The following is a 23,812-nucleotide window of genomic DNA, read 5'->3' as shown; positions in this document are numbered from 1 at the left end:
CCACGCCGCTTCGCGAGGGGCACGAAAGAGGCCTCCGCAGAGTCCACCGATTGCGCAGATCGTGGAGCAACAACGGACAGGAACCGGTCACGGCTCTCGGGTCAAGCCGGGGGGGGGCACGGCGATCAGACGGCCTTCGAGCTTCCTGCTGTTCGGGCACTCGGACGTCGCTGCATCGGCCATGACGCGGCAGAACATGCGAAGACGGAGGTGAGACTCTCAGAAGACCCGCGAACGTTTGCCCTTCGGTGTCTATCCGCCAGCTGCTTCTGCCCGCCGTAGAAGGGATTCGGGTTGAGCCGGGTGGATAGGCCGGGCTTCGTGCGCGGCGCCGACCGCATGGCTCGGCCTCCCTCAGCGTCTGCTGGTTTCCTGCTCGCGCAGCCAGTTGACGGGCGCGCGGTCGTCGGTGAGCACCCGCGCGCGGCCGTCGGGGCGCACGTCCGGGTTGAGCCGGCCGGCCACCCATCGCAGGTCGAAGTCGAAGCGGTGTCTCGCCTGCAGTTCGGCTGCGCGCGCGTGCGCCTGCTCCGGGGTGAAGGTGGGTGCCTTCGGCCCCGGGGAGACGATCATGGCGTTGCCGGACTGCTGACCGACGAACACCTGGCAGCGCCGGAAGACGGCCTCGAAGGTCTTCAGTTCGGCGTCGAACAGGCGGTTGTTCCAGAAGACGTTGGCCACCACCGCGCCGTCCTCGGCCAGCACGCCCTTGACCTCCTCCAGGAACTCGCGCGTCATCAGGTGGAACGGGATGTAGTCGCTGTTGAAGGCGTCGAGGATGATCAGGTCGTAGCGCTCGACGGGTGTGGCGCGCGCGCGATTGCGGATGAAGAGGCGTCCGTCGGCGACGTGCACGCGCAGGCGCTCGTCCGGCCGGAAGGCGAAGTAGCGCTGCGCGATGGGCGGCACGTCGGGGTCGATCTCCGCCACGTCGATGGCGGCGTCGGGGAAGTGATGGTGCAGTTCGCGGGGGATGGTGCCGCCGCCGAGGCCCAGGACCAGGATGCGCTCGGGCTCCGGCTGGTAGAGCAGGCCCGAGAAGGTGAGCACGCTGTATTCCAGCATGTGGCGGCGCAGGTTGGCAACGTCCACCCGGCTCTGCACGCTGGCCGCGCGCTGCCGCCCGAACTCCAGGGCGAACACGCTGCCGGCCTGGTAGACGTAGACGCGGTGGTAGAGCGTGTTCTGCTGGTGAACGAGCCGGCCGCGGGTCTGCGCGCGGACCGCGTGCGCGGCCGTCGCCACGGCCAGCAGCGCCGCCAACGCCAAGAGGGCGCTTCGACGGGACTCACGGGCCATTCCGGTTCCCTCCCTTCGCCGGCCTTCGGCGCAGCGCGTGCAGCAGGACCAGGACGCCCAGTGCCAGGAGGGCGACGCCCGAGACGGCCAGCGTCCGCCGCAGGCTGAGGCGGATGAGGTAGAAGGCGGCCGCCAGGCAGCCGGCGAAGCTGGCGAGCGTCGAGAACGCCAGCACGAGGCCGGCCATCCGGCCCGACTCGGCGGCGCTACGCGTCAGCCATCGGACGGCGGTGGGCGAGACGGTGCCCAGGAGCGCCGTCGGCACGGCGAACAGGATGAAGGCGGCCGTCAGGGAGCCCCACTTGTCGTCGAAGCCCGCGTCCAGCAGCGCATCGCAAACCGGCTCGATGAAGCGCGGCAGCAGCGCGAACCACGCCCCGGCCACCGCCACGCTGCCGCCCAGCACCGCCTTCGAGGCGGACAGGCCGGAGAGCAGGCCGCCCAGCACGTACCCCGCCGACAGGCTGAGCAGGAACACGCCGATCACGCTGCCCATGACCACATAGACGGCGCTGCCGAAGTAGGGCGTCAGGGCGCGGCCGCCCAGTATCTCCATCTGCATCACCATCCAGCCGCAGGCGGCGGTGATGAACAGCGTGCCGACTACGCCCAGGGCGCGCGGGCCCGTGCGCCGAGCCGTGTCTTCGTCCATGGAGTCTCCCCGAGGGTGACAACGCCGGCACGTACTATAGCCCGCCGTGTCGTCTGCCGCAAGACCTGAGGGCGCGGACGGGCCGGGGCGGATCGGGTAGAATACGTTCCGCCGATCCTCTGACGCATGGGAGATGCCCGCGAGATGACGGCACGCGGCGTGGACCTATGGGACGTTTGGGAGTGGGACGTCGTCGTGGCGCCGGACGCGACGCCGGCGGAGCAGTATGCGGCCGAGGAGTTCCGGGACCACTTCCGTCGGGCGACCGGCGCTGCGCTTCCCGTGGTGCGCACGGCGGCGGAGGGCGCGCGCGGGCACGTGCGCATCGGCCCGGGCGCCGCCGGCTGGAATGCGGAGGCCTTCGGAGCCGAGGACTCCCGCATTGCGGCCGGCGATGGCCGGATCGCCATCGCCGGCGGGCGCCCGCGCGGGACGCTCTACGGGGTCTACACGTTCCTGGAGGACTGCCTGGGTGTGCGCTTCCTGACGGCCGACCACACGCACGTGCCGCGGCTGAGCGGCCCGTGCCTGGTCGGTCCGCTGGAGCGCACGGTGCGGCCGCGCCTGTCGTTCCGCTGCCCCTACTACGGCGAGAACACGGCCGATCCCGCCTTCGCGGCCCGTCTGCGCGTCAACACGGTCACCGACGACGCGCGCCTGGGCGGGCGCGACCCCATGACGCGCCTGACGCACACCTTCCTGCGCCAGATCCCGTCGGGCGTTCACGGAGCCGCGCACCCGGAGTACTACGCGCTGCGCGACGGCGTGCGCCTGGCGCCGTTCGAGGACGACCGTTACGAGACCCAGCCGTGCCTGAGCCACCCCGACGTGCTGCGCATCGTCACCGACGCCGTCCTGCGGGAGATTGCCGAGAACCCGTCGCGCGGCAACGTCTCGGTCTGCCAGAATGACAACAAGAAGCACTGCCAATGTGACGCGTGCCGCGCCGTGGACGAGCGCGAGGGCAGCGCGATGGGGTCGCTCCTGACGTTCGTCAACGCGGTGGCCGACGCCGTGGCCGCCCGTCACCCGCACGTCAAGGTCGGCACGTTCGCCTATCAGTACTCGCGCCGGGCCCCGCGCCGGCTGCGGCCGCGCCCGAACGTGCAGATCCAGCTCTGCAGCATCGAATGCTGCATGATGCACGCGATCGACGACCCCGACTGCCCGCGCAACGTCGAGTTCTGCCGCGACCTGGCCGACTGGGGCCGCATCTGCGACGACGTGCGCATCTGGAACTACAACACGAACTTCCACAACTACCTGCTGCCGTGCCCGAACCTGCGCGTGATCGAGCCGAACGTGCGCTACTTCGTGCGGAACAGCGCGCGCGGCGTCTTCATGCAGGCGGCGGGCAATGCGCGCGGCGCGGAGCTGTGCGACCTGCGCAACTACATGATCGCCGGCCTGCTGTGGGACCCGTCCCGGGGCGGGCGCGAGCTGTTCGAGGAGTTTCTGGAGCTGCACTACGCGGAGGCGGCGGGGCCGATCCGGCGGTTCATCGACCTGGTGCACGACAACGCGTCCGCGCGCGGCGTGCACCACCACTGCTTCGGCCGGGCGGCCGACTACGGGATCGACGGGACGATCGCGCAGGCCGGACTGGACGCCTTCGATGAAGCTCTGGCGCTCGCGTGCAGCGATGAGGTCCGCGCGCGGGTGGAGAAGGCGTCGATCCCCGCGCTGCGGGCGGCGCTGGAGCCCGTCTGGTATGCCGGCAGCCCGGAGGAGGTCGACGCGGCCCTGGCGGAGCGGATGCGGCCGCTCGCACGGCGTCTGCTGGAACTGTGCGCGCGGCACGGCGTCACACACGCGCACGAATACGGCGGCATCGACGAGGCGCGCACGCGCCTGGAGGCCGTGCTGGGGCTGCGGGCGGGCTGACTGTCCGCGCGCGGACTGACGGTCCGCGTGCGCCGCTCCTCACGAGGCGTCGCCGTCGCCCGGGGTCTGGGGCGTGTCTTCGATGCCGCGGGCCTTGCGGATGGCGTCCAGGCGGGCCTTGAGGGTGCGTTCCTGGCCCTGCTCGGTGGGGCGGTAGTAGATGCGGGAGGTGGGCAGGTAGTCCTGATCGACCCAGTGGCCGTCGAAGTCGTGGGCGTACTTGTATGCCTTGCCGTGGCCGAGCCGTTCGGCGCCGGCGTAGCCGGTGCCCTTCAGGTGGTCGGGCACGGGCAGGGTGCGGCCTTCGCGGACGTCCTTCAGGGCCGCGTCGACGGCCAGGTAGGAGGCGTTGCTCTTGGGGGCGCAGGCGATGTAGGTGACGGCCTGGGCCAGCGGGATGCGGGCCTCGGGCATGCCGACGAATTCGACGGCCTGCTGGGCGGCCGTGGCGAGCACCAGGGCGTTGGGCGCGGCGTTGCCCACGTCCTCGGCGGCGCAGATGACGATCCGGCGGGCGATGAAGCGCGGGTCCTCGCCGCCCTCCAGCATCTTGGCCATCCAGTAGAGGGCTGCGTCGGGGTCGCTGCCGCGCATGCTCTTGATGAACGCGCTGGCGCTGTCGTAGTGCTCGTCCTCGTCGCGGTCGTAGAGGAGCGCCTTCCTCTGGACGGACGCCTCGGCCAGGGCAAGGTCGAAGCGGATGACGCCGTCGGGGCCGGGTTCGGCGCTCAGGACGCCGACCTCCAGGGCGTTGAGCGTTCGGCGCGCGTCGCCCTCGCACATCTCGACCAGGTGCTCCAGGGCGTCATCGTCGGCCCGAACGCGGTGGGCGCCGAGGCCGCGCTGCTCGTCGGCGAGCGCCCGCCGCAGGAGCGTCCGGATGTCGTCGCGGTCCAGCGCGCGGAACTGGAATATCTGCGAGCGCGACAGCAGGGGCGAGTTGATGGAGTGGAAGGGGTTGTGCGTGGTGGCGCCGATCAGGATGACCGTGCCGTTCTCCACGTCCGGTAGGAGGACGTCCTGCTGGGCGCGGTTGAAGCGGTGCAGTTCGTCGATGAACAGCACGGTGCGGCGGCCGCGGCGCAGCTTGCGTTCGGCGGCGGCGGCCAGGAGGTCGCGGATCCGGGCGACGTTGCTGGTGACGGCGTTGACCGGTTCGAACCGGGCCTCGGTGCGGCGGGCGATGATGTGGGCGAGGGCCGTCTTGCCGGTGCCGGGCGGTCCGTAGAACAGGAGGGAGGCCAGTCGGGCGGCGCGGATCATCCGCCAGAGCAGCCGGCCCGGCCCGACGAAGTGCTGCTGGCCGACGAACTCCTCCAGGGTGCGCGGCCGCATCCGCGTGGCCAGGGGGGCGTCGGGCGGCGTTTCGGGGTCGGCCTCGCCTGCATGCTCGTCGAACAGGGACATACCTGCGGCCTTCGGGCTGGGTATCGGGTCCGGCTCTGCCGACCGTCAGGCTACATGCCCGGGCCTGCGGCGTCAAGGCGAGCGGGGGACGCTGTGCGGGTCGAAGGAGAGGTTCCGGAACGAGGCGGCGGCCGCGCCGCCCGGGGCGGCCTCCAGGAACACGCAGAGCCGCAGGTCGCCCAGGTCCAGGCTGTATCGCCTCAGTTCCTGTTCGTCCAGCCGGACGATGAGGCGGCCGGTGTCGTAGTCGTAGTCCAGCACGAGGGCGTGCCAGAGATGGTCCTCGTCGCCGATCGCGCCGCGCAGGGTCGTGCCGAGCGCAGCCCCGCCCGATCTCCGGCGCACGCTGGCGCCGTAGGCGCGTCCGTCGAACGCCAGCTCGAACGAGTCCTTGCCCTGGCTGACGACGGCCAGGCCGAGCCGGGCACCGCCGGCCTCCGCGACCACCTCGGGTGAGGCGCGGAACTCCACGCGGCACGCAAAGCCGAGCGTGCGGAGGGGGCGGACCGTCTCGCGTCGGGCCGTGCGTTGCCCCCGGCCGGCCTGCACCTCCAGCACCAGGACCCCGTCGGCGGCCTGCCGGACGGCGCCTCCCTCGGCGTGGTCGGTCCAGGCGTCGCCGCCGAACCCCTCGCGGTGCAGTCCGGCGGCGAACTCGGCCGGGTCCTGCGGCCGGTCGGCGAGCCAGGCAACCAGTTCGGCACGCGCACGTTCGGCCTCCTGCACCACGTCGGGCGTGCCGGCATCCACGGCGGCCTGGTACTGCGCAAGGGCATCCCGGTAGCGGCCGCGGTCGCGGTAGATGCGCGCCAGCCGCATCCGCAGTTCGCCGAGCACCCTGGCCGGCGGGGATTCCAGGACGGCGACGTTCGCGTCCAAGGTGCGGAAGAAGTCGTCGATCTCTTCGGCCTGCGGGTAGGTCGTCAACAGGTAGTGGCCCCAGTGTTCGAACACATCCGCGATGGAGCGGCGAGCGGCCTCGAGGCGTTCCGGGTCGTCCCCGGCGTCGGCCAGCAGGGCCTTGCGGGCGTCGAGGGCACTCGGGTAGCGCCGGCTGCGCACGAGGGCGTGCGTTTCGCGCAGGGCCTCCTGCCAGGCGTCCTCGTCCGGGGGGAGCGCCAGACGCCGGTCCAGGGCGCGCACCAGCGGGGCGGTCGCCCGGGCGCGCGGCAGGATGTCCTGCATGCGGCGCACGGCGATCCGGGCCTCGGCCACGCGGTTCTCGGCCAGCATGCGGGCGACGGCGGCCCGGAAGGGCTCGGCGAGTTCGTCCTGGACCTCCTGCTCGATCCGGAGCACCTCTGCGGCCGTCTCGGGGTGCATGTCCCGGCCGGCGAGGGCGCGCACGGACGCCAGAGCGCGCCAGCGGGCGCCCTCCGGCACGGCGTTGCGGGCCTCGTGCAGGAGGTTGGTGAGGGCGGGGGAGGGCGGCGCGTCGCCGGCGCGCGGCGCGTCGCCGACGCGCGGCCAGAGGACGATGCAGGCCAGCAGGCCGACCAGGGCGCAGGCCGCCGCCACGGCCGCGTGCGGCAGGGCGGGGTGGGGAGCGGGGGAGGGAGGGGGCCGAGGCGTGCGCACGCGAGGGTGGTAGAACATCGAGGCGGTGTTCGTGCGCTCGTTCAGCGGGGCGCCGCTGACCAGGTGCTGCTGGGCCAGTTCCAGATCGCGCGCCAGGGTCTCGGCGTCGTAGCGCTGCTCCCGGTCCTTGGCCAGCATCCGGTCGACCATGTCGCTGAGGAAGGCGGGCAGGCGGCTGTCGACCTGGGCGGCGGGCGTCTGCTGCTGGCCGACGTTCGCCTTCAGGAAGCCGTCGGAGTCCTCGGCGTGGAAGGGCAGCGTGCCGGTGAGGAGTTCGTAGGCGACGACGCCCAAGCTGAAGATGTCGGCGCGCCCGTCGACGGCCTGGAGGCGGATCTGCTCCGGGGCAAGGTACTTGGGCGTGCCGGGCACGCGCGTGGGCATGTGCTCCCGCACGATGTCCGTCTCGCTGACGTTCTTGGCGATGCCCAGATCGGTGAGCTTGGCATGCAGCGTGTGGTTGGGGTCATGGTCCAGCAGGATGTTGCCGGGTTTGACGTCACGGTGCACGATGCCCTGCTGATGGACGGCTGCCAGGGCGCTGGCCGTCTGCCGCAGGAGCAGCACACGGTCGACGAGTTCGAAGGGCGTGCCGCGCCGCATGCACGTCAGCAGGCTGTCTTCGACGTACTCCATGGCGAAGAAGTACGTGTCGTCCTCTTCGCCGGAGTCGCGGTACTTGACGATGTTCGGGTGCTGCACGCTCTGGAGCATGCGCACCTCGCGGTCGCGCAACTGGGCACTGACCTCGGGGGCGCGGGCGGGGCCGGACTGGAAGATCTTCACGGCCACGACGGCGCCCGTGTCGGTGTCCGTCGCGCGGTAGACCACGGCCATGCCGCCCTTGCCGAGGTGCTCCAGCAGGGCGTAGCGGCCGAGGCAGCCGTGCTCTGTGATCCGGGCGGCGCTCATCTGCCGGCCGTTTTGCGGCGGCCGCCGGGACGCCGGCGCCCGATGCGGAAGTAGTCGGCCAGGTTCGCCTTCGGGTCGATCACCGTGTCGATCCGCCCGTCGCGGCTGCTCATCAGCGAGGTGACGCCGGGGCCGTGGCCGGCCGTCGTGCAGCAGGTGTGCACGACGACGCCGATGCTGACGGCGCCGGTCCGGTAGATGCGGCCGAAGGCGTGGTCGGCGTTCTCCAGGGCGACGATGTCGCCCAGCCGCAGCTTGTCCAGGCCGTACTCCTTCACCAGTTCGTCGTCGAACAACTGGATGTCGTAGTCGCCGCCGAAGGTGTGGCTGCGCCCCAGGCCGCTGCCCATGAGGGCGGCGGGGATGCGGCGCGCAATGCGCACGACCAGTCGGTCGCCCTTGCGGCGCGGGGCCATCCGCCGAAGCAGCTCGGGGTCCGTGTTCATCACGGCGATGTGCGGCATCTCGACCAGCTTGAGGCCCAACCCGCGGGCCCGCACCTGGATCCTGTCGCCGACGACCAGCTTCTCCAGCACGCCGTCCGGGAAGTCAACGAGCACGTGCTCGATGCCCCCGTGCTTGCCCGTGACGATGCCCTGGCCGCCCTTGGCGTCGCCGCTGACGACGGTGGCCGTGTTGCCCACGCAGCTCAGCAGGTTCAGGCCGGCGTTCGGGGCGGGCTTGTCCGTCTTGACGGACACGCCGGGCTCCACGTGGTCGGCCGCCCAGTCGACGGCGCTGTCGCCGACCTTCACGTTGTACGTGATGCCGCCAACGCCTGGCAGCAGGGCCGGCCGGCCGTCGGGGCCCACGCGCCAGTCGCCGCCGGAGGTGGGCGGATCCACCTCGCCGACCACGGACATCTCCACGAGTTGCGCTTCGTTCGTTGCGGGTTGCGCCTTGGCCTTCGCCACCACAGGCTCCTTTCGGTTGCGGGCGCGTCAGCCCGCGGGTTCGAGTTCGGCGATCCTCCGCCGGGCCGTGGCCACCAGTTCGGGCACGCCGACCGATGCGGCGGCCTCGCGGTAGTAGGCCACGGCGGCCTGCGGATGCCCGGCCTTCAGTTCCTGCTCCGCCGCGCGTTCGAGTTCCGCGAACCGCGCGTGTGCGAGGCGCACGGTGTAGGCGCGGAGTTCCCGCACGAGGTCGCGGAGGGCATCGGGCGGCTGCCGGGCCTCGATCTCGTCGTAGAGCCTCAGCGCCTCGGCGTGGCTGCCGTCGCCCTCGAACCCGGCGGCCAGCGCCATCTTCGCCTCGGCCTCCTCCCACAGGGCGCGCGATCGAGCCGCCTCCGCCCTGGCCTCGGCGTGCGCCCCGGCCGCCCGGGCGTCGGCCCGCCGGTGCGCCCACAGCAGCACGCCGGCGGCCAGCAGGCAGACGGCCGCCGCCGAGCCCGCAATGAACACCAGGCTCGGCCGGGACGGTCCTTCGACCCGGGGCTCGTGGTGGACATTCAGTCCGCCCATGCGGCTGCGTGCACGGATGGCGTCCAGCGAGTGGGCCACATCGTCAGGAGACGCGCCCGCCAGGCCCCGCCCCGCATCGACGATCGCCTTCCTGTCGCTGTCGCTCAGCGTCGAGTCCTCGACCATGTCGAAGCGGAACACCGTGGTGCTCAGGCGCACCAGGTCGCCCGGACAGAGCACGTGCTTGTCGTCGACGGCGAGCCCGTTGACGACGGTGCCCTTCTTGCTGTTCAGGTCGTTCAGCTCCCAATGGCCGTTGACCCACGCGATCTCGCAGTGGAACCGGCTGACGCTGTCGCTGGCCACCGGCAGCATGTTGCGGGGGGACCGGCCGATCGTGGTCACGCGGTTGTCCGGAAGCGCGAAGATGCTGCCGGGCTCCGGGCCCTGGATCATGATGAGCACGGGCTGCTTGGTGATCACGACCGCCCTCTCCGTGCAAGACGGGCAGCGACCGGCGCCGCCGCGCTTCAGGGTAACCGCCGGTCCCACCCCGATGCAACGGCTCGTCGGCTCGGGCCGGCACGCACGCACGCACGGTCTCACGGACGGGGCGTGCGCACGTGCGGGCTCCCCACGCGGCCCGGCACGGCCCGCCGGAGGTCATGCGGCCCCCCCGGAGGCGTCCGCTACCCCGGCGGGTGAGCCGCACGCAGGAGCGCCAGGAGCCGCCGCATGTCCTCGGGCAGCGGGGCGGTGTGCTCGACGGGCGCCCCCGTGCGCGGGTGGCGGCAGGCGATGCGGAGTGCGTGCAGAGGGCAGCGGTCCAGGAGCACGGCCGAATCAGGGGCGGCGCGGATCCCCTGGTGCGTGCTCAGGTCCCGGCCGGTCAACTGCGTGCGGCGCCCGTAGAGGCGGTCCACGGCCAGGGGGTGCCCCATCGCGGCGAGGTGGACCCGCAACTGGTGCTGACGGCCGCTGTGCGGCTGCAGCTCCAGCAGGCTGAAGGGGCCGAGCCGCTCGCGCACGAGGACCTCCGTGAGGGCCGGGCGGCCGCCGCCTGCGCGGGCCGTCATCCTCAGGTGGTCGCCGGGCTCCCGCGCGATGGCGGCGTCCACCGTGCACCGATCGCGGCAGGGCGCGCCGTCCACGATCGCCAGGTAGGTCTTGCACACAGTGCGGGCCACGAACTGACGGCCCAGCGCCCGACCGGCCGGGGCACTGCGCGCCACCAGAAGGACGCCCGAAGTGTCGCGGTCGAGGCGGTGGACCACGTGCGGGCGCACGTAGGGCCCCGCCGGCGGCGCATCCCTGTTCATCCAGGCCAGGAGTGCGCGCGAGAAATCGGCGTCGCGGCCGGCCCGGGCGGGCACGACGGGCCAGCCGGCCGGTTTGTCGATGCACGCGTAATCGGCGTCTTCGTAGAGGGCGCGGATGGGCAGCTCGGCCGCCGGCGGGGGCCCGGTCCGGAGCCCGGGGGGCAGGGAGATGACGTCGCCGGACCAGACGGTCCGGATGGTGGAGACGGCCGCATCGTTCAGGCGGATGTCGCCGGCGGCGATCAGGCGCCGGAGGCGGGCCTTCGACTCGCAGACGAGATGGAGGCTCACGAACTCCAGAAGGCGCGTTCCCGCCTGTTCGGGCGCGACCTCAAGGGCCGCCGCCGGGCCGGCTCGGCCGTTGTCGGCGTCGCGCGTCATACGGCCGGCTCCCGCTCCCGGTGCGCGGCCCGTCTACCGGCTCCAGGGGATGCCCGCGGCGATCAGGCGAAGCTGGTAGAACGTCCAGCCCTCGCCGCTGGGCAGGAAGATGAACTGGACCCGCAGCAGGTCCGGCGTCGTGATGCCTCCGTTCGGCCAGACGTACGGGACATCGTAGTGAACGCCGATGGCGCCTCCGACCAGGCCGACGAAGACCGCCTCGTCGGCGCGCGGCCAGGTTAACACGTTGAAGTCCTGGGTCACGCGCCTGAGTTCGTTCAGGATATCGACCGCCTGCGGGATCGCGCCGCGGACGCGCTGCCACCAGGTGAGCTCGATGTAACGGACCCGGGAGGTCGACGGGATGGCGTAGTAGACCTCCATGTAGCGGCCCGTGCTCAGCATCTCCAGGAGTTCGCCGGCCCTGTCGCGGAGGAGCACCTTGACCTCATCCGGCGGGTTGAGGGGTTCGTCGGCGGCCACCGGCTTGAGTTCGAGTCCCACCAGGTACCATCGCCCGTCCGCGTATTCCAGGCGGAACGTGTCCACAGTTGTGATCCGATAGCGATCCGCATACGGGATATTCACCGTCAGGACGGCCCGGTTCCACTCCTCCCAGGCCAGGCTCCTGACCGGCTCGGCGAGTTCGGGGCTGTAGTCCTCGTAGAACGCCATGAGACAGGCCAGGGCGAACTTCCGCTTGAGCTGGGCCGCCTCCTCGGGGCGCACGTGCGGCGCCAGCAGGGCCTGGAACGCCTCGGGATCGCGGTCCTTGAGTGCCTGGGCAAACGACGCGAGGACCCCCTGGACGTCCGCCCGGGCCTGTTCAAGGGCCTCCAGATCGGCGGCCGTCGGGGCCGGGACGCCCAGACACCCGGCCGCCAGAGCGGTTGCCGCCAGCATGCCGACCATCGTCGTTGCGTGTCTCATGCGCGTCTTCCTCTTTCCCAGTTGTCCGGCCGGATTCCGCCGCTCCAATGGTAATGCGGCCCCCGTACCGATGCAACACCCGCGCAGGCCGGGCGGCTACGGCCTCAAGATACGCCCGGAGGCATCGCGCATGGTGACGCGCCCGTCGGAGACGTGCATCTGCTTGCTGGCGAACGGCAGTTCGGCCGGGAAGTGCGTGATGTTGAGGACGGTGCGGCTGCCGATCAGGCTGCTGAGGCCCTCGATGGCCCTCTTGCGGGCCTGAGGGTCCAGGGAGACGAGGGGCTCGTCGAGGATGAGCACCCTGGGGTCTTTCAGGATGACCCGGGCGATCATGAGGCGGCGTTTCTCGCCCTGGGAGAGCTGCACCCCGCCCTCTCCGATCATGGTCATGTATGCGTTGGGCAGGCGCTCGATGAACTCGTCGGCGTAGGCCTGGCGGGCCGCCTCGATCACGTCCTCCTCGCTCGCCTGCGGCCAGGCGTAGCGGATTTTCGCCATGATGGTGTCGTTGAACAGGAAGCAGTCCTGGAAGACGAACCCGATCTGGCGACGCAGCGAGGTGAGCGTGAAGTCGCGCACGTCCACGCCGTCCACAAGGACGGTGCCGTGCCGGGGGTCGAAGAAGCGCGGGATCAGGTTCACGCAGGTGCTCTTTCCGCTGCCGCTGGGGCCGGTGACCAGCACGTGGTCGCCCGGCTCGATGACGAACGACACGCGGTCCAGCACGGGGCCGTTTCCGTAGTCGAAGGAGACGTTGCGGAACTCGATCCGTCCCTGGCGGATCTCGTAGGGCACGGCGCGGGCGGCCTCGCGCACGCCCGGCTGGATGGCCAGTATCTCCAGCACGCGCTCGACCGAGGCGCCCGTGCGCGAGAACTTGCCGGCCTGGGAGACGAGTTCGACGACGCGCGGGTAGAGCAGACCCACGTAGGCGTAGAAGGCCACGAAGTCGCCCGCCCCCATGCCCTTGTGGAGCACCGAGTAGCCGCCGTATCCGAACAGAATGATCAGCCCGAGCCCCACCAGGAGGTCGGCGGCGATCTTCTGCAGGACGTAGTACTGGTTCTGCTTCAGTTGGGCGGCCATGCCCTTGCGCATGGATTCCTTGAACTTCTCCTGCTCCAGAAGCTGGGTCGCCGAGGCCGTCACGGTGGCCGCGCCGTCGAACTGTTCGATCAGGTTGCCGCTGACGTCGGCGATCCGCTCCTTCGCCTGCCGGGCGTAGGCCGAGATGGGCTTGCGGAACACGTAGTAGACCAGCACGTGGCCCGGCAGCAGGATCACCGTGACGAGGGCCAGCAGGGCGTGCATGTAGATCATGATGCCGATGGCCACCACGACCATCAGGACGTTGATGAGCGTGTTGGCCATCTCGTCCTGCACGAACTGCTTGACGGCCTGCACGTCCTGCAGGACCCGGGCGCTGATCTTGCCCGGCTTGTTCTGCTGGTAGAAGTCCACCGACAGCGTGTGCAGGTGCTGGAGCAGCCGCTGGCGCAGCTCGAACGCGATGCGCTCGCCGATCTCGGTCATGCGGATCTTGTGCAGGTAGAACAGCACGTTGCGCACGCCGTAGATGAGCAGGATGGCCAGGAGCACACGGGTCAGCAGCGCCATCCGTTCGTCGGCCGTCTTGCCCGTTTCCAGGAAGACGTTCTTGATGACGAAGCCGAGGACCTTCGGCATCGCCAGGTTGCAGAAGGCGAGGACGATCAGGCAGGCCAGCACGATCAGAAGGCGGCGGCGGTGCGGTCGGATGAACGGCCCCAGGGCGCGCAGCGCGTGTGCCTGATTGTCGGCCGAGGTCATCCGGTGTGTCGTCCGTCGAGCAAGGGATCAGATGGCCGGGCTATGGCGACGGCGAGGGCACGGGGAAGCGGTAGGTCACGCGGCCCCGGTCCAGCACCACGACGTCGTCCTCGTAGTACCAGACTTCGGCCCCCACGCCGGGGCGCTCGGTCTTCAGGGGCGTGCCCAGGGCCTCCTCGACCTGCCGGGCCGTCATCCCCGGCTCGATTCCCGCCGGGCGCCCCCGGGGCGGGCTCGTCGTGCACCCCCACGCCACCGCCACCAGGGCCGCCAGTGCCGACAGTGCGACGGGCGGTCTCATCGCAGGCCCTCGCGTTCCAGAGCCTCCCCCAGCAGTCGGCACGCCAGCTCCAGCCGCGTCTGCAGGGCGGAGTAGTAGTAGTCGCTCTTGAAGAAGTAGTCGGCGACCGGCGGATCGATCAGGAACACGCGGCTGTGGGCGACGTCGAACTCCGGAAGCCCGAAGCGCCGTCCCACGCGGAAGTTGCGCAGGACCAGCAGGTCCTCGAAGTTGTTCACCTCGGAGGCCTCCCGCACGGCGATCGCCGTCTTGAGGCGGATCAGGTCGCGCGGGGTGTTCAGGACGAGCGCATACCCGGCCGGTCCGTAGTCGTCCGTGATGCCGTTGAGTTCGAGCAGGCGCCGCTCGATCATCGCCTCCGCCTCCGACGGATCCGAGGTCTGCACCGGCAGCCATTCGAGGTCGGCGACCGGGTGCTGCATCGCTGTCCGGATGTCGCCCGATGCGGCCTGGAAGCGCAGGAACAGGACGTCCTTCGGGTACGGCCGGCTGAAGAAGCCGGCCACCGTTCCGTCCGGACTGGCCCGTTCCAGGATGCCGCGACCCTCCCGTTCCAGCCAGCCGATGCGGAATCCGGCCGTGTGCTCCTGGTCGCGCAGGAAGACGATCAGCTTGTCGGTGGGGATGTCCCTGTGGAAGGCCAGCCGGTCGCTGCTCAGTATCTCATACAGCATGCGGATGACGACGGCGTCCTCGCCGGGGATCACGCGCGCGGCCATCTCGCGGAATGGCGAACGCCCCGCGTAGTCGGGGTGGCGGCGCACCAGGCGCTGGGCATTCTCGAAGGCGGTCAGGATCGCCTCGTTCTGTTCGAGGAAGCTCAGGTCGAACAGGTCCTCGGGCTTGATGCGGTACGTGTTGCGGAACAGGCGGTTGCCCAGGAAGTCGAACTGGCTGGAGTCCTTCGGCATGACGGCCCGATGGCTTCCGCCGGTGGTGACCACGCGCGGCGTCAGGACGATGATGACTTCCTTGCGACCCGTCGTGGTGACCCTGCGTCGGAACAGCGCGCCCACGAAAGGGACGCGGCCCAGGACGGGGACGCGGTCCTCGGCGCGGGCCGTCTGGTTGCGGATGAGCCCGCCGATGATGAACGGGGTGTTATCGTGCACCCGCGCCACGGTCTCGACGATGCGCCGGTCGATGACGGGGGCGATCTCGGTGCCCTCGACCACGATGGCCTTGCCTTCCGGGACCTCGCTCACCTCGGCGATGATCTGCATCGTGACCGCGGAGTCGTCCTGGCTGACGCGGGGCTTGATGTTCAGCACGATGCCCACGGGCTCGAAGCGCACGTCCACGTTCTGGACGTCGCGGGTGATCTTGGTCGACACGATCGGGGTGTCGCGCACGACCTTGATGCGGGCGTTGCGGTTGTTGAGCACCAGCACGGAGGGGCTGGAGAGGATCTCGGCCCGGCCCTCCTGGACGACCGCCCGGATGGTGGCGCGCAGGCGGTCGGTCAGGGCGGCCGTCGCGCTCGCCTCCGGGTTGTAGGTGGCCACGAACGGCATCTTGTCACCGTCGGGCTTGAAGGAGATCAGCCAGTCGTCTCCCAGCAGCTTCTGCCACTGTGTGCCGAGGTCGCGCAGGTTGTCCTCGGTCAGCTCGATCACCATGCCCTCGATGAGCACCTGGCGGTCCGCGACGTCCACGGTCCTCTGCAGAAGGTCCTTGAGCCGACCGACGGCCTCGGACTGGCTGGCGTGATAGAGGATCATGAGACGGTTCTGCGGCGCGCTGAGGGTCTCCTCGACCAGCGAGACCTTGTCGGGGGTCCGCTTCTCGTCAATGCTGCTCAGTCCGACCAGCTCCTTCGGAGCGGCCAACGGCAGGGAAAAGACGGCCGGGAGCTGGGCCAGCTCGACCTGGCCCGAGGGGGCCTTGGTGTTGTAGCCCAGCATGGCCAGGATCTCGACGCAGCTCTTCACGTCGATGCAGCCGACCTGGTAGGTCTCGACCTGAAGCTCGCCGATGGCGAACGGGCCGACCGGTGCCTCCTGGTCCTGCGCCAGCACGCGCGGAGACGCGAACGCGACAAGGCAGACCATCAGCACAGGGCACGAACGGAGGAGGGCTCTCCTCATGACCGGATACCTCTGGTCGTCGGAACGCGGGGTCGGCGCAAAGGACCCGAAAGGGACGGCTCTCAGCGGCGCGGCTTCCCAGCTTCAGTACATTCCATTATAGCAGGCGGCGGATGCGCCGACGGATCCGCAGGGCTTCGGTCGCGCTAACCGATCTCTTTCCTGGACTTCACGACCTTCGTGATCAGGCCGTACTTGCGGGCCTCTTCGGCACCCATCCAGTAGTTCCGCTTGGTGTCTTCCTCGACACGCTCCATCGGCTGGCCGGTCTCGTCGGCGATCAACTGGTTGATCTTGCTGCGGATCTTCAGAATCTCGTCCGCCTCGATCTTCGCATCGGTGGCCGAGCCGCGGACACCTCCCGAAGGCTGGTGGATCAGGAAACGCGAATTGGGCAGGCTGAGGCGGGACTTCTTGGGCGCGGCCAGCAGCACGACGACCGCCGCGCTGGCCGTCAGCCCCGTGCAGATGCAGCGGGCGGGGGCCGAGATGAACCGGATCATGTCGTACATGGCGAACCCGGCGTCGACGCTCCCTCCTGGCGAGTTGACGTAGATGTCGATGGGCGCCTTGGCGTCCTGCTCGTCCAGCAGCAGGAGCCGGCTGATGACGTCCTGCGCCAGGTCCGAGGATATGGGATCGGCCACAAGGACAACGCGCGACTCAAGCAGGCGTTCGGCCAGTTGCTTGTGCGGGCGACCCTCGCCCTCGAGTTCCTCGTCCTCCTCCTCCTCGTCGTCGTCGTCCTCGTCGTCCGCCATCCATTGAAGAACCGGTTCGTCCATCGTCCACCTGACGTAAAGGGAGTGTGCCTTGGAGTTTGCGTTCCCCCATTGTAGCCCAGAGCCCGCCCCGTTTCAAAAGACCCGGCCTCGGGGCGGCTCCCGGCGGCTTGACATCGCGGGGCCGGGGCTGTAGAAGGTCGGTGGCGCCCCGGGGCGCCACCCGAACCGGCCTCGGCGGAGATCCATGAGCGCAAGCGGACTGCGGAAACGGCTGGAGACCGAACGGATGCTGGGCGTCGATGCGCTGATGCGCCGGCCCGGCCCGGAGGCCGAACTGCGGGCCGTCGAGCACCAGGTGACGGCGTGCGCACGCTGCCCCCTGCATCGGGAACGCACACGGACCGTCTTCGCGCGCGGGAGCGCGCGTGCACGCCTGATGTTCATCGGAGAGGCCCCCGGGGCCGAGGAAGACCGCCAGGGCGTGCCGTTCGTGGGCGCCGCCGGGCAGTTGCTCGACAGGATGATCGCCGCCATGGGCATGGACCGCGACGAGGTCTACGTCAGCAACATCCTGAAGTGCCGCCCCCCCGGCAACCGCGACCCGCAGGCGGACGAGGTTCGGGCCTGCGTCCCCTATCTGGAGCGCCAGATCGCGCTTGTCCGCCCCGAGGTCATCTGCACGCTGGGCCTGCCCGCCGCCAGGGCCCTGCTGCACTCGGAACTCTCGATCGGGGCGCTGCGGGGCCGTTGGCATTCCTACAAGGGCATCCCGCTGATGCCCACCTACCACCCCGCCTACCTGCTGCGGTCGCCGGGCCAGAAACGTCGCTCCTGGGAAGACCTGAAGATGGTGCAGGCGGCCCTGAGGGGCCGGCCGCCGTCCTGATCAACGGACGCGCACCAGCGCCGAGGCGTCAACGCCCTCGGCCTCGAGCACGCCGCCGATGTCGCGCAGGAACCGCTGCGCGTCGCCGTGGTAGCCGGCTGTCGGCCTCAGGCCGTCCAGGCGCTGCTGCCAGTAGGCGTTGAAGGCGGCCATGTAGAGTTCGCGCACGTACTTGGCGACCATCGACGCCAGGGCCGTGGGCAGCACACGCCGGTCTCCGCCCTCCTGGAAGGTCACGCGCAGGGTCCGGCCGGGGTGCCGGTCGTCGCGGATGCGGTAGGCGGAGCATCGGTCGCCCTCCTCCAGCACGTCGCAGCGGCAGTGCGGGAAGACGTCCAGCAGCAGCCTGCGGTAGCGGGCCCGTCCCCCGTGGCGGTCCACCAGCACACGGGACTCGCCCTCGCCGACGTGGCGCCACATCTCCTGGAGCAGCAGCCCGCACTTCTGGAACAGGATCAGCGACTTGTTGCGCGTCCGGGAGACGATCCGGTTGAACTCCGGCGGCATGACCACGGCGGCGCGGACCGCCAGCGGGCGCACGCCCGCCCTCCGAAGCGCCTCGCGCAGCACGGACGCCTTGCTGAGCACGGCGGAGAGGTTGCTGGCCTGGGGGAGCGGAAGGGCGGCCGCATCGCGGAACCAGGGATGCGGCTCGGGCTCCGCCGGCCGCCCGCTCGCCAGGACCGACAGCAGGTCCGCGCCGCTGCGCACCGCCGCCGCGGCCCCTGCGTGCAGGAACCCCAGCACGCCCTCCTCCAGCCGGCGCAGGCCCAAAGGTCCGGCGTAGACCACCTTGCTGTCGTTGACCACGAGCCGGCCGTCGCTGCCCCGCGCATGGCGCGCCACGGCGTCCCTCAGGGGCGCCCATAGGTCCTCCCCGTCCGCCGGCGGCTCCGGAACGATGAACGCCGTGCCGGCCACGACCAGCGGCCCGAGCGCCGGGCCGTAGCCGGCCTCGTCTATGCCCGCCCACATCGGCATGGCGGTTCCCCTCTCACATGCGTGGCGGCGGGTATCTTACGGGAATCGGCCTGACTCCGCAATCTGTCGGGCGCGAGGCCGCCGCGTTCAGGTCCGTCGTTTCTGATCCGTTGCCGTTCTCCGCGTCCTCCGCGCGCTCTGCGGTGAGATCTTCCTGTGCTGTCCCCGCGCCATCCCCCAGGTCCTGCGCCTGTCTTCCTCCGCATTGTCGCCGTGCCGCGCCGGAGGCGCTGGCGCGCCAGTTGAAGCGGGCGAGGCCCGGCGGCGTCTTCACGAGCAGCGCCTGCGACGCCTGGCAGCCCATCGAGCGGGACCGAAGGCTGACGCGGGAGTGCTGCCGGCTTCTGACCGAACACGGTTTCGCGGTCCACGCGCTGACCAAGAGCGCGCTGATCGTGCGGGACTTCGACGTGCTACGTCCCGGTCTGAGCCGCGTGGGCGTCACCGTCACAACGCTCGAACCCCGGCTGGCGCGGCTCTGGGAACCGCACGCGAGCCCCGTCGACGAGCGCTGGGCGGTGCTGGAGGCGGCGCGCGAGGCGGGCCTGGAGACGTCCGTGATGTTCGGGCCGCTGCTGCCGTTCCTGTCCGACGGGCAGGAATCCCTTAACGATCTCATGGCCAGGGCGGCCGACGCCGGGGTGGGGGCGATCTGGGTGGATGCAATGAATGCGCGTCCTCGGGTCTGGCCGGCCGTGGCCCGGCTGCTGCGCCGTGAGTTCCCCGACCTGCACGATGAGTACGGCCGGATCCTGCACCATGGGCCGACCCGCGACAGATACGTCGCCGCACTCCGCATGCGCGTCCGAAAGGCGGCCGAGAGAGCGGGCGTTGCCGACCGCGTGGGCGGCTGCCCCTGACTGCCGGCGACTTCGGCGGCCGTCAGGGCGCCCGCGAAGGCCCCGTGGACGTTCTGCTGGCGCGCATGCGGGATTTCCGGTATCGTCGCCGTTCTCGATCTCCGGGAGGCTGAAACGCATGCGGGCGGCGCTTGCAGTCATCATCGGTCTGCTCCCGGTGGCGGCATGGCGTCCGCGGGGTGAGGAACCGGTCCGCAGGCCGCCGATCCACCGCGTCGTTCACGAACTGACCGTGCAGCAGTGGGACCGGCCTCCCATCCTTCGGATCCGCAGAAGCGGCGTCCACGACGTGCAGTTGCCGTGCTCCCACATGCCCGGGCGGACCATGCCTCTCTCGATCGAGATCGACGAACAGGCCCTGACCCCGCCCGGCGATCCGCGATGGCAGGATTACCAGCCGGCCGACCTGGCAACGGCGCCGCTGGCGGGCGGTCCCCTGCCGGTGCGGTTCACGGACGGGATGGCGCAGCCGGAGCCGGCCGCAGCGGGCATCGTGCTGCCGGGCGGACTGCCCCCGGCGTATGCTTTCCGGACGGCCGCGGGCGTGCTGTGCCTTGTGGAGCGGGATCGCTCGGAGGTCTGGGCGTTCGCCGCTTCCCTCGAGGCCGGAGACGCATTCACAGTCTCCGGTCGTCTTGTCACGCTGTCGGCGGAGGCTCGGGCCGTTGTGGTGGAGCGGATGGGCCCGCCGCCGCAATGGACCGTCACGGCCCGCCTGGGGGACCGGGAGGTGGCGCGGTTCTCGGAGCCGGGCGACTATCCCCTGGACCTCCCCTGCGCGCACCGACCGGGGCGCCGGGAGCGCGTCCTGCTGCGCCTGACCGACGTCCGGCGCGTGGCCCTGACGGTGCAGGGGCATGCCGTGGACGCCGAGCTGGCCGACACGCCGCAGATGCGCAGTTGGGGCCTGCAGGGCCGCCGGGGGCTCGGGCCGGACGAGGGCATGCTGTTCTACTTCCCGGAGGCCGAGCGGCCGGGGTTTGTGATGAAGACGGTCTCGTTTCCCCTGTCGATCGCCTTCATCCGAGGCGACGGCCTGATCGTGCACGTTGCGCGGCTGAACCCCGGGGACCGGCGCGAGGCGCGGCCGCCGGAGTCGGTCAACTACGTCCTGGAGATGCCGCAGGGCTGGTTCGCCGAGCGCGGGATCGGCCCGGGCGGCATGGTGTTCATCCCGGAACAGGCCCCGGCGGACCCGGCGCGTGCTCCGCTTCCGGATGATCGGCCTCGTTGACCACGAAGTCGCGGACGTCCCGCAGGATGGCGTCCAGGTCGTGCCGGGGGGCGAAGCCGGTGCATTCCTTCAGCCGGGCGATGTCGGGCACGCGGAAGCGGATGTCCTCGAAGCCCTGGGCGTACGCCTCGCCGTAGGGGACGTGGACGATCCGTGCGTTCGGGTCGATGAGCGCACGCACGCGCTCGGCCAGTTCGTTGATCGTGACGGCCTCGTCGTTGCCGACGTTGAAGATCCGGCCTTCGGCCTCGGGGTGCACGGCGAGGGCGCAGACGGCGTCGAGCGCATCGGAGACGTGCGTGAAGCAGCGGACCTGGCGGCCGTCGCCGTAGACGGTGATGGGGCCGCCGCTGAGCGCCTGGCGCACGAACCTCGGCACGACCATCCCGTAGCGGCCCACCTGGCGAGGGCCGACGATGTTGAAGAACCGCACGATGACCACCGGCAGCCGGCGGTTCTTCGCATAGGCGAGGGCCAGGAACTCGTCGATGGCCTTCGAGCAGCCGTAGCTCCACCGCTGCCGGGTGGTCGGGCCGAAGACCAAATCGTCCTCTTCCGAGAAGCGGCGCTCGCCGCCCTTGCCGTAGACCTCGCTGGTCGAGGCAAGCACCACCTTCCTGCCCTTGCGCCCGCAGCGCTCCAGCAGCATCTCGGTGCCGCGGATGTTCGTCTCGATGGTCCGGACGGGGTCCTCGACGATGAGCTGGACGCCGACGGCGGCCGCCAGGTGGAAGACCACGTCGACGCGGTCGACCAGTTCCGTCAGGAGCGGCCCGTTGCACATGTCGTCCAGGTACAGGTGCAGCAGCGGCGAGCGGCGCACGGCGTCCAGGTTGCGGGCGGCGCCCGTGGACAGGTCGTCGATGACGCAGACGTCCGTGCCCTGCGAGAGGAGGCGTTCGACCAGGTGGCTGCCGATGAAGCCGGCGCCGCCGGTGACCAGGGCGCGCTTCATCGGCCCCCTCCGTCGGAGGGCGTCTCCTCGAAGACCCGCACGTCCCAGCCGCGCAGCGGCACCCGCCCCTGCGCGGCGGCCCCGCTGAGCATGTCCACGTGCTGGCCGTCCGGCAGGGACACGAACGAGACGTCCTCGTTGTGGTTCAGAACGAACAGGAACGAACGGTCGTTCTGCACCCGCCGCCGCACCTCCACGCCTTCGGGCGCGTCCAGCACGGGCAAAACGCCGGCGTCGGCGCACAGGGTGCGGTAGAAGTGCAGCAGGAAGTCGTCTTCCGGCTCGCTGCCGATGTAGTAGGCGCAACCCTGTCCGAACTCGTTCTCGGTCACGGCCGGCCAGCCGGCGTAGAACTCGCGGCCGTAGGTTGCCAGGACGGTGGCCGACTCGGCGTGCAGCAGGTCGCACAGGTGCCGGCAGCCGTACTCGCCCCGGCAGGGCCCGAAGTGCTGCTTCATGATGATGCGGTTCTGCCGGTCTTCGCGCAGGGCATCGGTCTCCTCGACCCACACGCCGGTGACCTTGCGCAGCGGGCCGGGCGCGCCGCCCTCGTGTGCGCCGTGCGTCTCGTCCACGCGGCCGCTCAGGCAGGTGGCGACGAAGCGCCCCCCGCCGTGCACGAACGCCTCGACGCGCTCCGCCCACCCGTTCCGCACCAGGCAGAGCATGGGCGCGCTGACGACGGCGTAGGCGGTCAGGTCGGCATCGGGCCCGACGACGGCGGCCGGCACGTTGCGCCGCCAGAGCGCCCGGTAGTGCCGGAGAAGGGCCTCCGGGTACTGCCCGCGGCGCAGCAGGCCGCCGACCTCTTCCAGGGCCCACCAGCTCTCCCAGTCGAACACGAGCGCCACGCGGGCGTCGACGGCCGCCCCGGGCAGCCGGTCGTCGAGCTTGCGCAGCTCGGCGCCGATGGTGGCCACCTCGCCGAAGACGCGCGTGTTCTCGTGCCCCCGGTGCTCCACGACCGCGTCGTGCCGCTGCCCGACACCTCCCCGGTCGCACCGCCACCGGGAGTAGATCACCGAGTCGGCGCCGTGCGCGATGGCCTGGTAGCTGTCCAGGCGCAGCCGGTCCGGCCGCTTCAGGGCATCGAGGGGCTGCCGGTTCTGCCGGCTGGGCGCCTGCCCCGTCAGGAGGAACGGGCGGCGCTTGAGCCCGTAGCTCAGGTCGTGCAGGAACGCCGTCTGCACGGGCCCGGCGTCCTCGGCCGGGCGGCCGTCCCCGGAGGCGAAGTCCAGGTGAGGGGCCCAGGCGTGCGGGTCGAGGTCGAGGCGGGAGCCGCTCATGCCGGCGGTCACGGGCAGCCCGGGCGTGACCTCGCGCAGGATGGCCGCCTCGTTCAGAAAGCAGTCCAGCAGCGACCGGTTGGCGAAACGCGCGAAGTCCAGCCGCAACGCGGGGGGGCCGCCCCGGCCGTTCTCGAAGGGCGGCTCGACCTGCGACCACGCCGTGTAGGCATGGCCGCCGAAGGCGGTGTACCAGCGTCGGTTCAACGCGTCCAGGTCGCCGTAGAGGTCCTGGAGCCACCGGCGGAACGCGGCTGCACAGCGCGCGCAGTAGCAGGCCCCGGCAGACTCGCTGCCCACCTGCCAGAACAGCAGGGCCGGATGCTCGCCGTAGCGCTCGGCCAGCGCTCGGGCGACCGTGGCGCAGGCGTCGCGGTAGGCGGCCGAACTGGGGCAGAAGCTCCCGCGTCCGCCGTGGCGTCGCCGCCGACCGTCGGCGTCCGTGCGGAGGACCTCCGGATACCGGTGCGAGAGCCAGGCCGGATGGGCGGCGGTGGGGGTGACCATGCCGGCGTGCAGCCCGTTCTGCGCGAGCCGGTCCATCACCGAATCGAGCGGGCCGAACTCGAACGTCTCCGGCCTCGGCTGAAGGCCGGCCCAGCCGAACGCCCCGATGGTGGCCACGTTCACGCCCGCGCTCTTCATCAGCCGCATGTCCTCGTCCCAGACCTCCGGGGGCCACGCCTCGGGGCTGTAGCCGCCGCCGTGCAGCAGGCGCGGCAGCTTGGGACTGACAGGGGCGAATCTCCGATCCATCCGGGCACCTCCGAAGCGGGGAGCCAGACCTGCGAAGGCCCCGAGTATACAGCAAGTGCCACGGGCAACGAAAGACGAACCCCGGAGACCCGGCCGCCTTGAACGGCCGCCCCACCTCTGCTATAGTGCTGGGCAGAGCGCCGGGGCCGCGTCTGTGGGCC

At 70.9% G+C, this 23,812-nt stretch carries 19 protein-coding genes; 4 read left to right on the top strand and 15 right to left on the bottom strand.

What is annotated here, in order from left to right:
- Positions 1-354 precede the first annotated feature (354 nt).
- Both GXY85_11320 and GXY85_11315 read right to left on the bottom strand, forming a co-directional pair.
- Complete coding sequence (locus GXY85_11320) at positions 355-1,299, bottom strand: fused MFS/spermidine synthase (protein NLW51411.1); 945 nt, start codon at positions 1,297-1,299, stop codon at positions 355-357.
- Positions 1,289-1,951 carry a fused MFS/spermidine synthase gene (locus tag GXY85_11315; GenBank protein ID NLW51410.1) on the bottom strand — a complete coding sequence of 221 codons (663 nt, stop codon included), beginning with the start codon at positions 1,949-1,951 and terminating at the stop codon, positions 1,289-1,291. Before GXY85_11315 ends, GXY85_11320 begins: the two co-directional genes overlap by 11 nt.
- Before the next feature lie 144 nt (positions 1,952-2,095).
- On the opposite strand from GXY85_11315, the gene GXY85_11310 reads away from it, so the two are divergent.
- Positions 2,096-3,835 (top strand): DUF4838 domain-containing protein, encoded by a 1,740-nt coding sequence (locus GXY85_11310; protein ID NLW51409.1) that lies wholly within the window; start codon positions 2,096-2,098, stop codon positions 3,833-3,835.
- A 39-nt stretch (positions 3,836-3,874) separates the two neighbouring features.
- On the opposite strand, the gene GXY85_11305 is transcribed toward GXY85_11310, so the two are convergent.
- From GXY85_11305 to GXY85_11260, 10 genes are all read right to left on the bottom strand, one after another.
- A complete protein-coding gene (locus tag GXY85_11305; GenBank protein NLW51408.1) occupies positions 3,875-5,242 on the bottom strand; it encodes a replication-associated recombination protein A in 1,368 nt (455 codons plus the stop codon).
- A 72-nt stretch (positions 5,243-5,314) separates the two neighbouring features.
- Positions 5,315-7,732: a protein kinase gene (locus GXY85_11300; protein NLW51407.1), complete on the bottom strand. Its 2,418-nt coding sequence runs from the start codon at positions 7,730-7,732 to the stop codon at positions 5,315-5,317.
- Positions 7,729-8,595: a DUF4438 domain-containing protein gene (locus GXY85_11295; protein NLW51406.1), complete on the bottom strand. Its 867-nt coding sequence runs from the start codon at positions 8,593-8,595 to the stop codon at positions 7,729-7,731. Before GXY85_11295 ends, GXY85_11300 begins: the two co-directional genes overlap by 4 nt.
- Positions 8,596-8,673: 78 nt before the next feature.
- Positions 8,674-9,621, bottom strand: coding sequence for an FHA domain-containing protein (locus GXY85_11290; protein NLW51405.1), 948 nt, complete (start codon positions 9,619-9,621; stop codon positions 8,674-8,676).
- Positions 9,622-9,827: 206 nt separating this feature from the next.
- Entirely contained in the window at positions 9,828-10,838 is a 1,011-nt protein-coding gene (locus GXY85_11285) for an RluA family pseudouridine synthase (protein NLW51404.1), read from the bottom strand.
- A 33-nt stretch (positions 10,839-10,871) separates the two neighbouring features.
- Positions 10,872-11,768, bottom strand: coding sequence for a hypothetical protein (locus GXY85_11280; protein NLW51403.1), 897 nt, complete (start codon positions 11,766-11,768; stop codon positions 10,872-10,874).
- 96 nt (positions 11,769-11,864) lie between these two features.
- On the bottom strand, positions 11,865-13,580 hold the full coding sequence (locus tag GXY85_11275) for an ABC transporter ATP-binding protein (protein NLW51402.1): 1,716 nt from the start codon (positions 13,578-13,580) through the stop codon (positions 11,865-11,867).
- Positions 13,581-13,620: 40 nt separating this feature from the next.
- Positions 13,621-13,881: an outer membrane protein assembly factor BamE gene (locus GXY85_11270; GenBank protein ID NLW51401.1), complete on the bottom strand. Its 261-nt coding sequence runs from the start codon at positions 13,879-13,881 to the stop codon at positions 13,621-13,623.
- Entirely contained in the window at positions 13,878-15,968 is a 2,091-nt protein-coding gene (locus GXY85_11265) for a type II secretion system protein GspD (GenBank protein NLW51400.1), read from the bottom strand. The genes GXY85_11270 and GXY85_11265 overlap by 4 nt, the downstream gene beginning before the upstream one ends.
- 146 nt (positions 15,969-16,114) lie before the next feature.
- Positions 16,115-16,729 (bottom strand): ATP-dependent Clp protease proteolytic subunit, encoded by a 615-nt coding sequence (locus GXY85_11260; protein NLW51399.1) that lies wholly within the window; start codon positions 16,727-16,729, stop codon positions 16,115-16,117.
- A gap of 208 nt (positions 16,730-16,937) precedes the next feature.
- On the opposite strand from GXY85_11260, the gene GXY85_11255 reads away from it, so the two are divergent.
- Positions 16,938-17,579, top strand: a complete 642-nt coding sequence (locus GXY85_11255; protein NLW51398.1) for a uracil-DNA glycosylase — start codon at positions 16,938-16,940, stop codon at positions 17,577-17,579.
- Here GXY85_11255 and GXY85_11250 read toward each other — a convergent pair whose 3' ends face one another.
- On the bottom strand, positions 17,580-18,560 hold the full coding sequence (locus GXY85_11250) for a hypothetical protein (protein ID NLW51397.1): 981 nt from the start codon (positions 18,558-18,560) through the stop codon (positions 17,580-17,582).
- Positions 18,561-18,802: 242 nt separating this feature from the next.
- Here GXY85_11250 and GXY85_11245 point away from each other — a divergent pair, with 242 nt between their 5' ends.
- On the top strand, positions 18,803-19,420 hold the full coding sequence (locus tag GXY85_11245) for a radical SAM protein (GenBank protein NLW51396.1): 618 nt from the start codon (positions 18,803-18,805) through the stop codon (positions 19,418-19,420).
- A gap of 118 nt (positions 19,421-19,538) precedes the next feature.
- The gene (locus GXY85_11240; GenBank protein ID NLW51395.1) at positions 19,539-20,654 is read left to right on the top strand and encodes a DUF192 domain-containing protein; all 1,116 of its coding nucleotides are present in this window, start codon (positions 19,539-19,541) and stop codon (positions 20,652-20,654) included.
- On the opposite strand, the gene GXY85_11235 is transcribed toward GXY85_11240, so the two are convergent.
- Positions 20,590-21,609, bottom strand: coding sequence for an NAD-dependent epimerase/dehydratase family protein (locus GXY85_11235; GenBank protein NLW51394.1), 1,020 nt, complete (start codon positions 21,607-21,609; stop codon positions 20,590-20,592). The two genes, GXY85_11240 and GXY85_11235, sit on opposite strands and share 65 nt — an antisense overlap.
- Positions 21,606-23,651 carry a beta-galactosidase gene (locus GXY85_11230; protein NLW51393.1) on the bottom strand — a complete coding sequence of 682 codons (2,046 nt, stop codon included), beginning with the start codon at positions 23,649-23,651 and terminating at the stop codon, positions 21,606-21,608. The genes GXY85_11235 and GXY85_11230 overlap by 4 nt, the downstream gene beginning before the upstream one ends.
- Between the last annotated feature and the right edge of the window lie 161 nt (positions 23,652-23,812).

Source organism: Candidatus Brocadiaceae bacterium, assembly GCA_012728835.1.
In the GTDB taxonomy this organism is placed as follows: Bacteria; Planctomycetota; Brocadiia; order SM23-32; family SM23-32; genus JAAYEJ01.
Note: the sequence above shows the minus strand (reverse complement) of the source record. Positions and strands in the feature narration are given on the sequence as shown.

What these genes read in the sequence shown, in the direction of transcription:
- GXY85_11260 (NLW51399.1), bottom strand. Translation starts at nt 16,729, where the DNA reads ATGGCGGACGACGAGGACGACGACGACGAGGAGGAGGAGGACGAGGAA.
- GXY85_11295 (NLW51406.1), bottom strand. Translation starts at nt 8,595, where the DNA reads ATGTCCGTGGTCGGCGAGGTGGATCCGCCCACCTCCGGCGGCGACTGG.
- GXY85_11240 (NLW51395.1), top strand. Translation starts at nt 19,539, where the DNA reads ATGCGGGCGGCGCTTGCAGTCATCATCGGTCTGCTCCCGGTGGCGGCA.
- GXY85_11230 (NLW51393.1), bottom strand. Translation starts at nt 23,651, where the DNA reads ATGGATCGGAGATTCGCCCCTGTCAGTCCCAAGCTGCCGCGCCTGCTG.
- GXY85_11320 (NLW51411.1), bottom strand. Translation starts at nt 1,299, where the DNA reads ATGGCCCGTGAGTCCCGTCGAAGCGCCCTCTTGGCGTTGGCGGCGCTG.
- GXY85_11310 (NLW51409.1), top strand. Translation starts at nt 2,096, where the DNA reads ATGACGGCACGCGGCGTGGACCTATGGGACGTTTGGGAGTGGGACGTC.
- GXY85_11255 (NLW51398.1), top strand. Translation starts at nt 16,938, where the DNA reads ATGAGCGCAAGCGGACTGCGGAAACGGCTGGAGACCGAACGGATGCTG.
- GXY85_11285 (NLW51404.1), bottom strand. Translation starts at nt 10,838, where the DNA reads ATGACGCGCGACGCCGACAACGGCCGAGCCGGCCCGGCGGCGGCCCTT.
- GXY85_11250 (NLW51397.1), bottom strand. Translation starts at nt 18,560, where the DNA reads ATGCCGATGTGGGCGGGCATAGACGAGGCCGGCTACGGCCCGGCGCTC.
- GXY85_11280 (NLW51403.1), bottom strand. Translation starts at nt 11,768, where the DNA reads ATGAGACACGCAACGACGATGGTCGGCATGCTGGCGGCAACCGCTCTG.
- GXY85_11300 (NLW51407.1), bottom strand. Translation starts at nt 7,732, where the DNA reads ATGAGCGCCGCCCGGATCACAGAGCACGGCTGCCTCGGCCGCTACGCC.
- GXY85_11265 (NLW51400.1), bottom strand. Translation starts at nt 15,968, where the DNA reads ATGAGGAGAGCCCTCCTCCGTTCGTGCCCTGTGCTGATGGTCTGCCTT.
- GXY85_11270 (NLW51401.1), bottom strand. Translation starts at nt 13,881, where the DNA reads ATGAGACCGCCCGTCGCACTGTCGGCACTGGCGGCCCTGGTGGCGGTG.
- GXY85_11275 (NLW51402.1), bottom strand. Translation starts at nt 13,580, where the DNA reads ATGACCTCGGCCGACAATCAGGCACACGCGCTGCGCGCCCTGGGGCCG.
- GXY85_11305 (NLW51408.1), bottom strand. Translation starts at nt 5,242, where the DNA reads ATGTCCCTGTTCGACGAGCATGCAGGCGAGGCCGACCCCGAAACGCCG.
- GXY85_11315 (NLW51410.1), bottom strand. Translation starts at nt 1,951, where the DNA reads ATGGACGAAGACACGGCTCGGCGCACGGGCCCGCGCGCCCTGGGCGTA.
- GXY85_11235 (NLW51394.1), bottom strand. Translation starts at nt 21,609, where the DNA reads ATGAAGCGCGCCCTGGTCACCGGCGGCGCCGGCTTCATCGGCAGCCAC.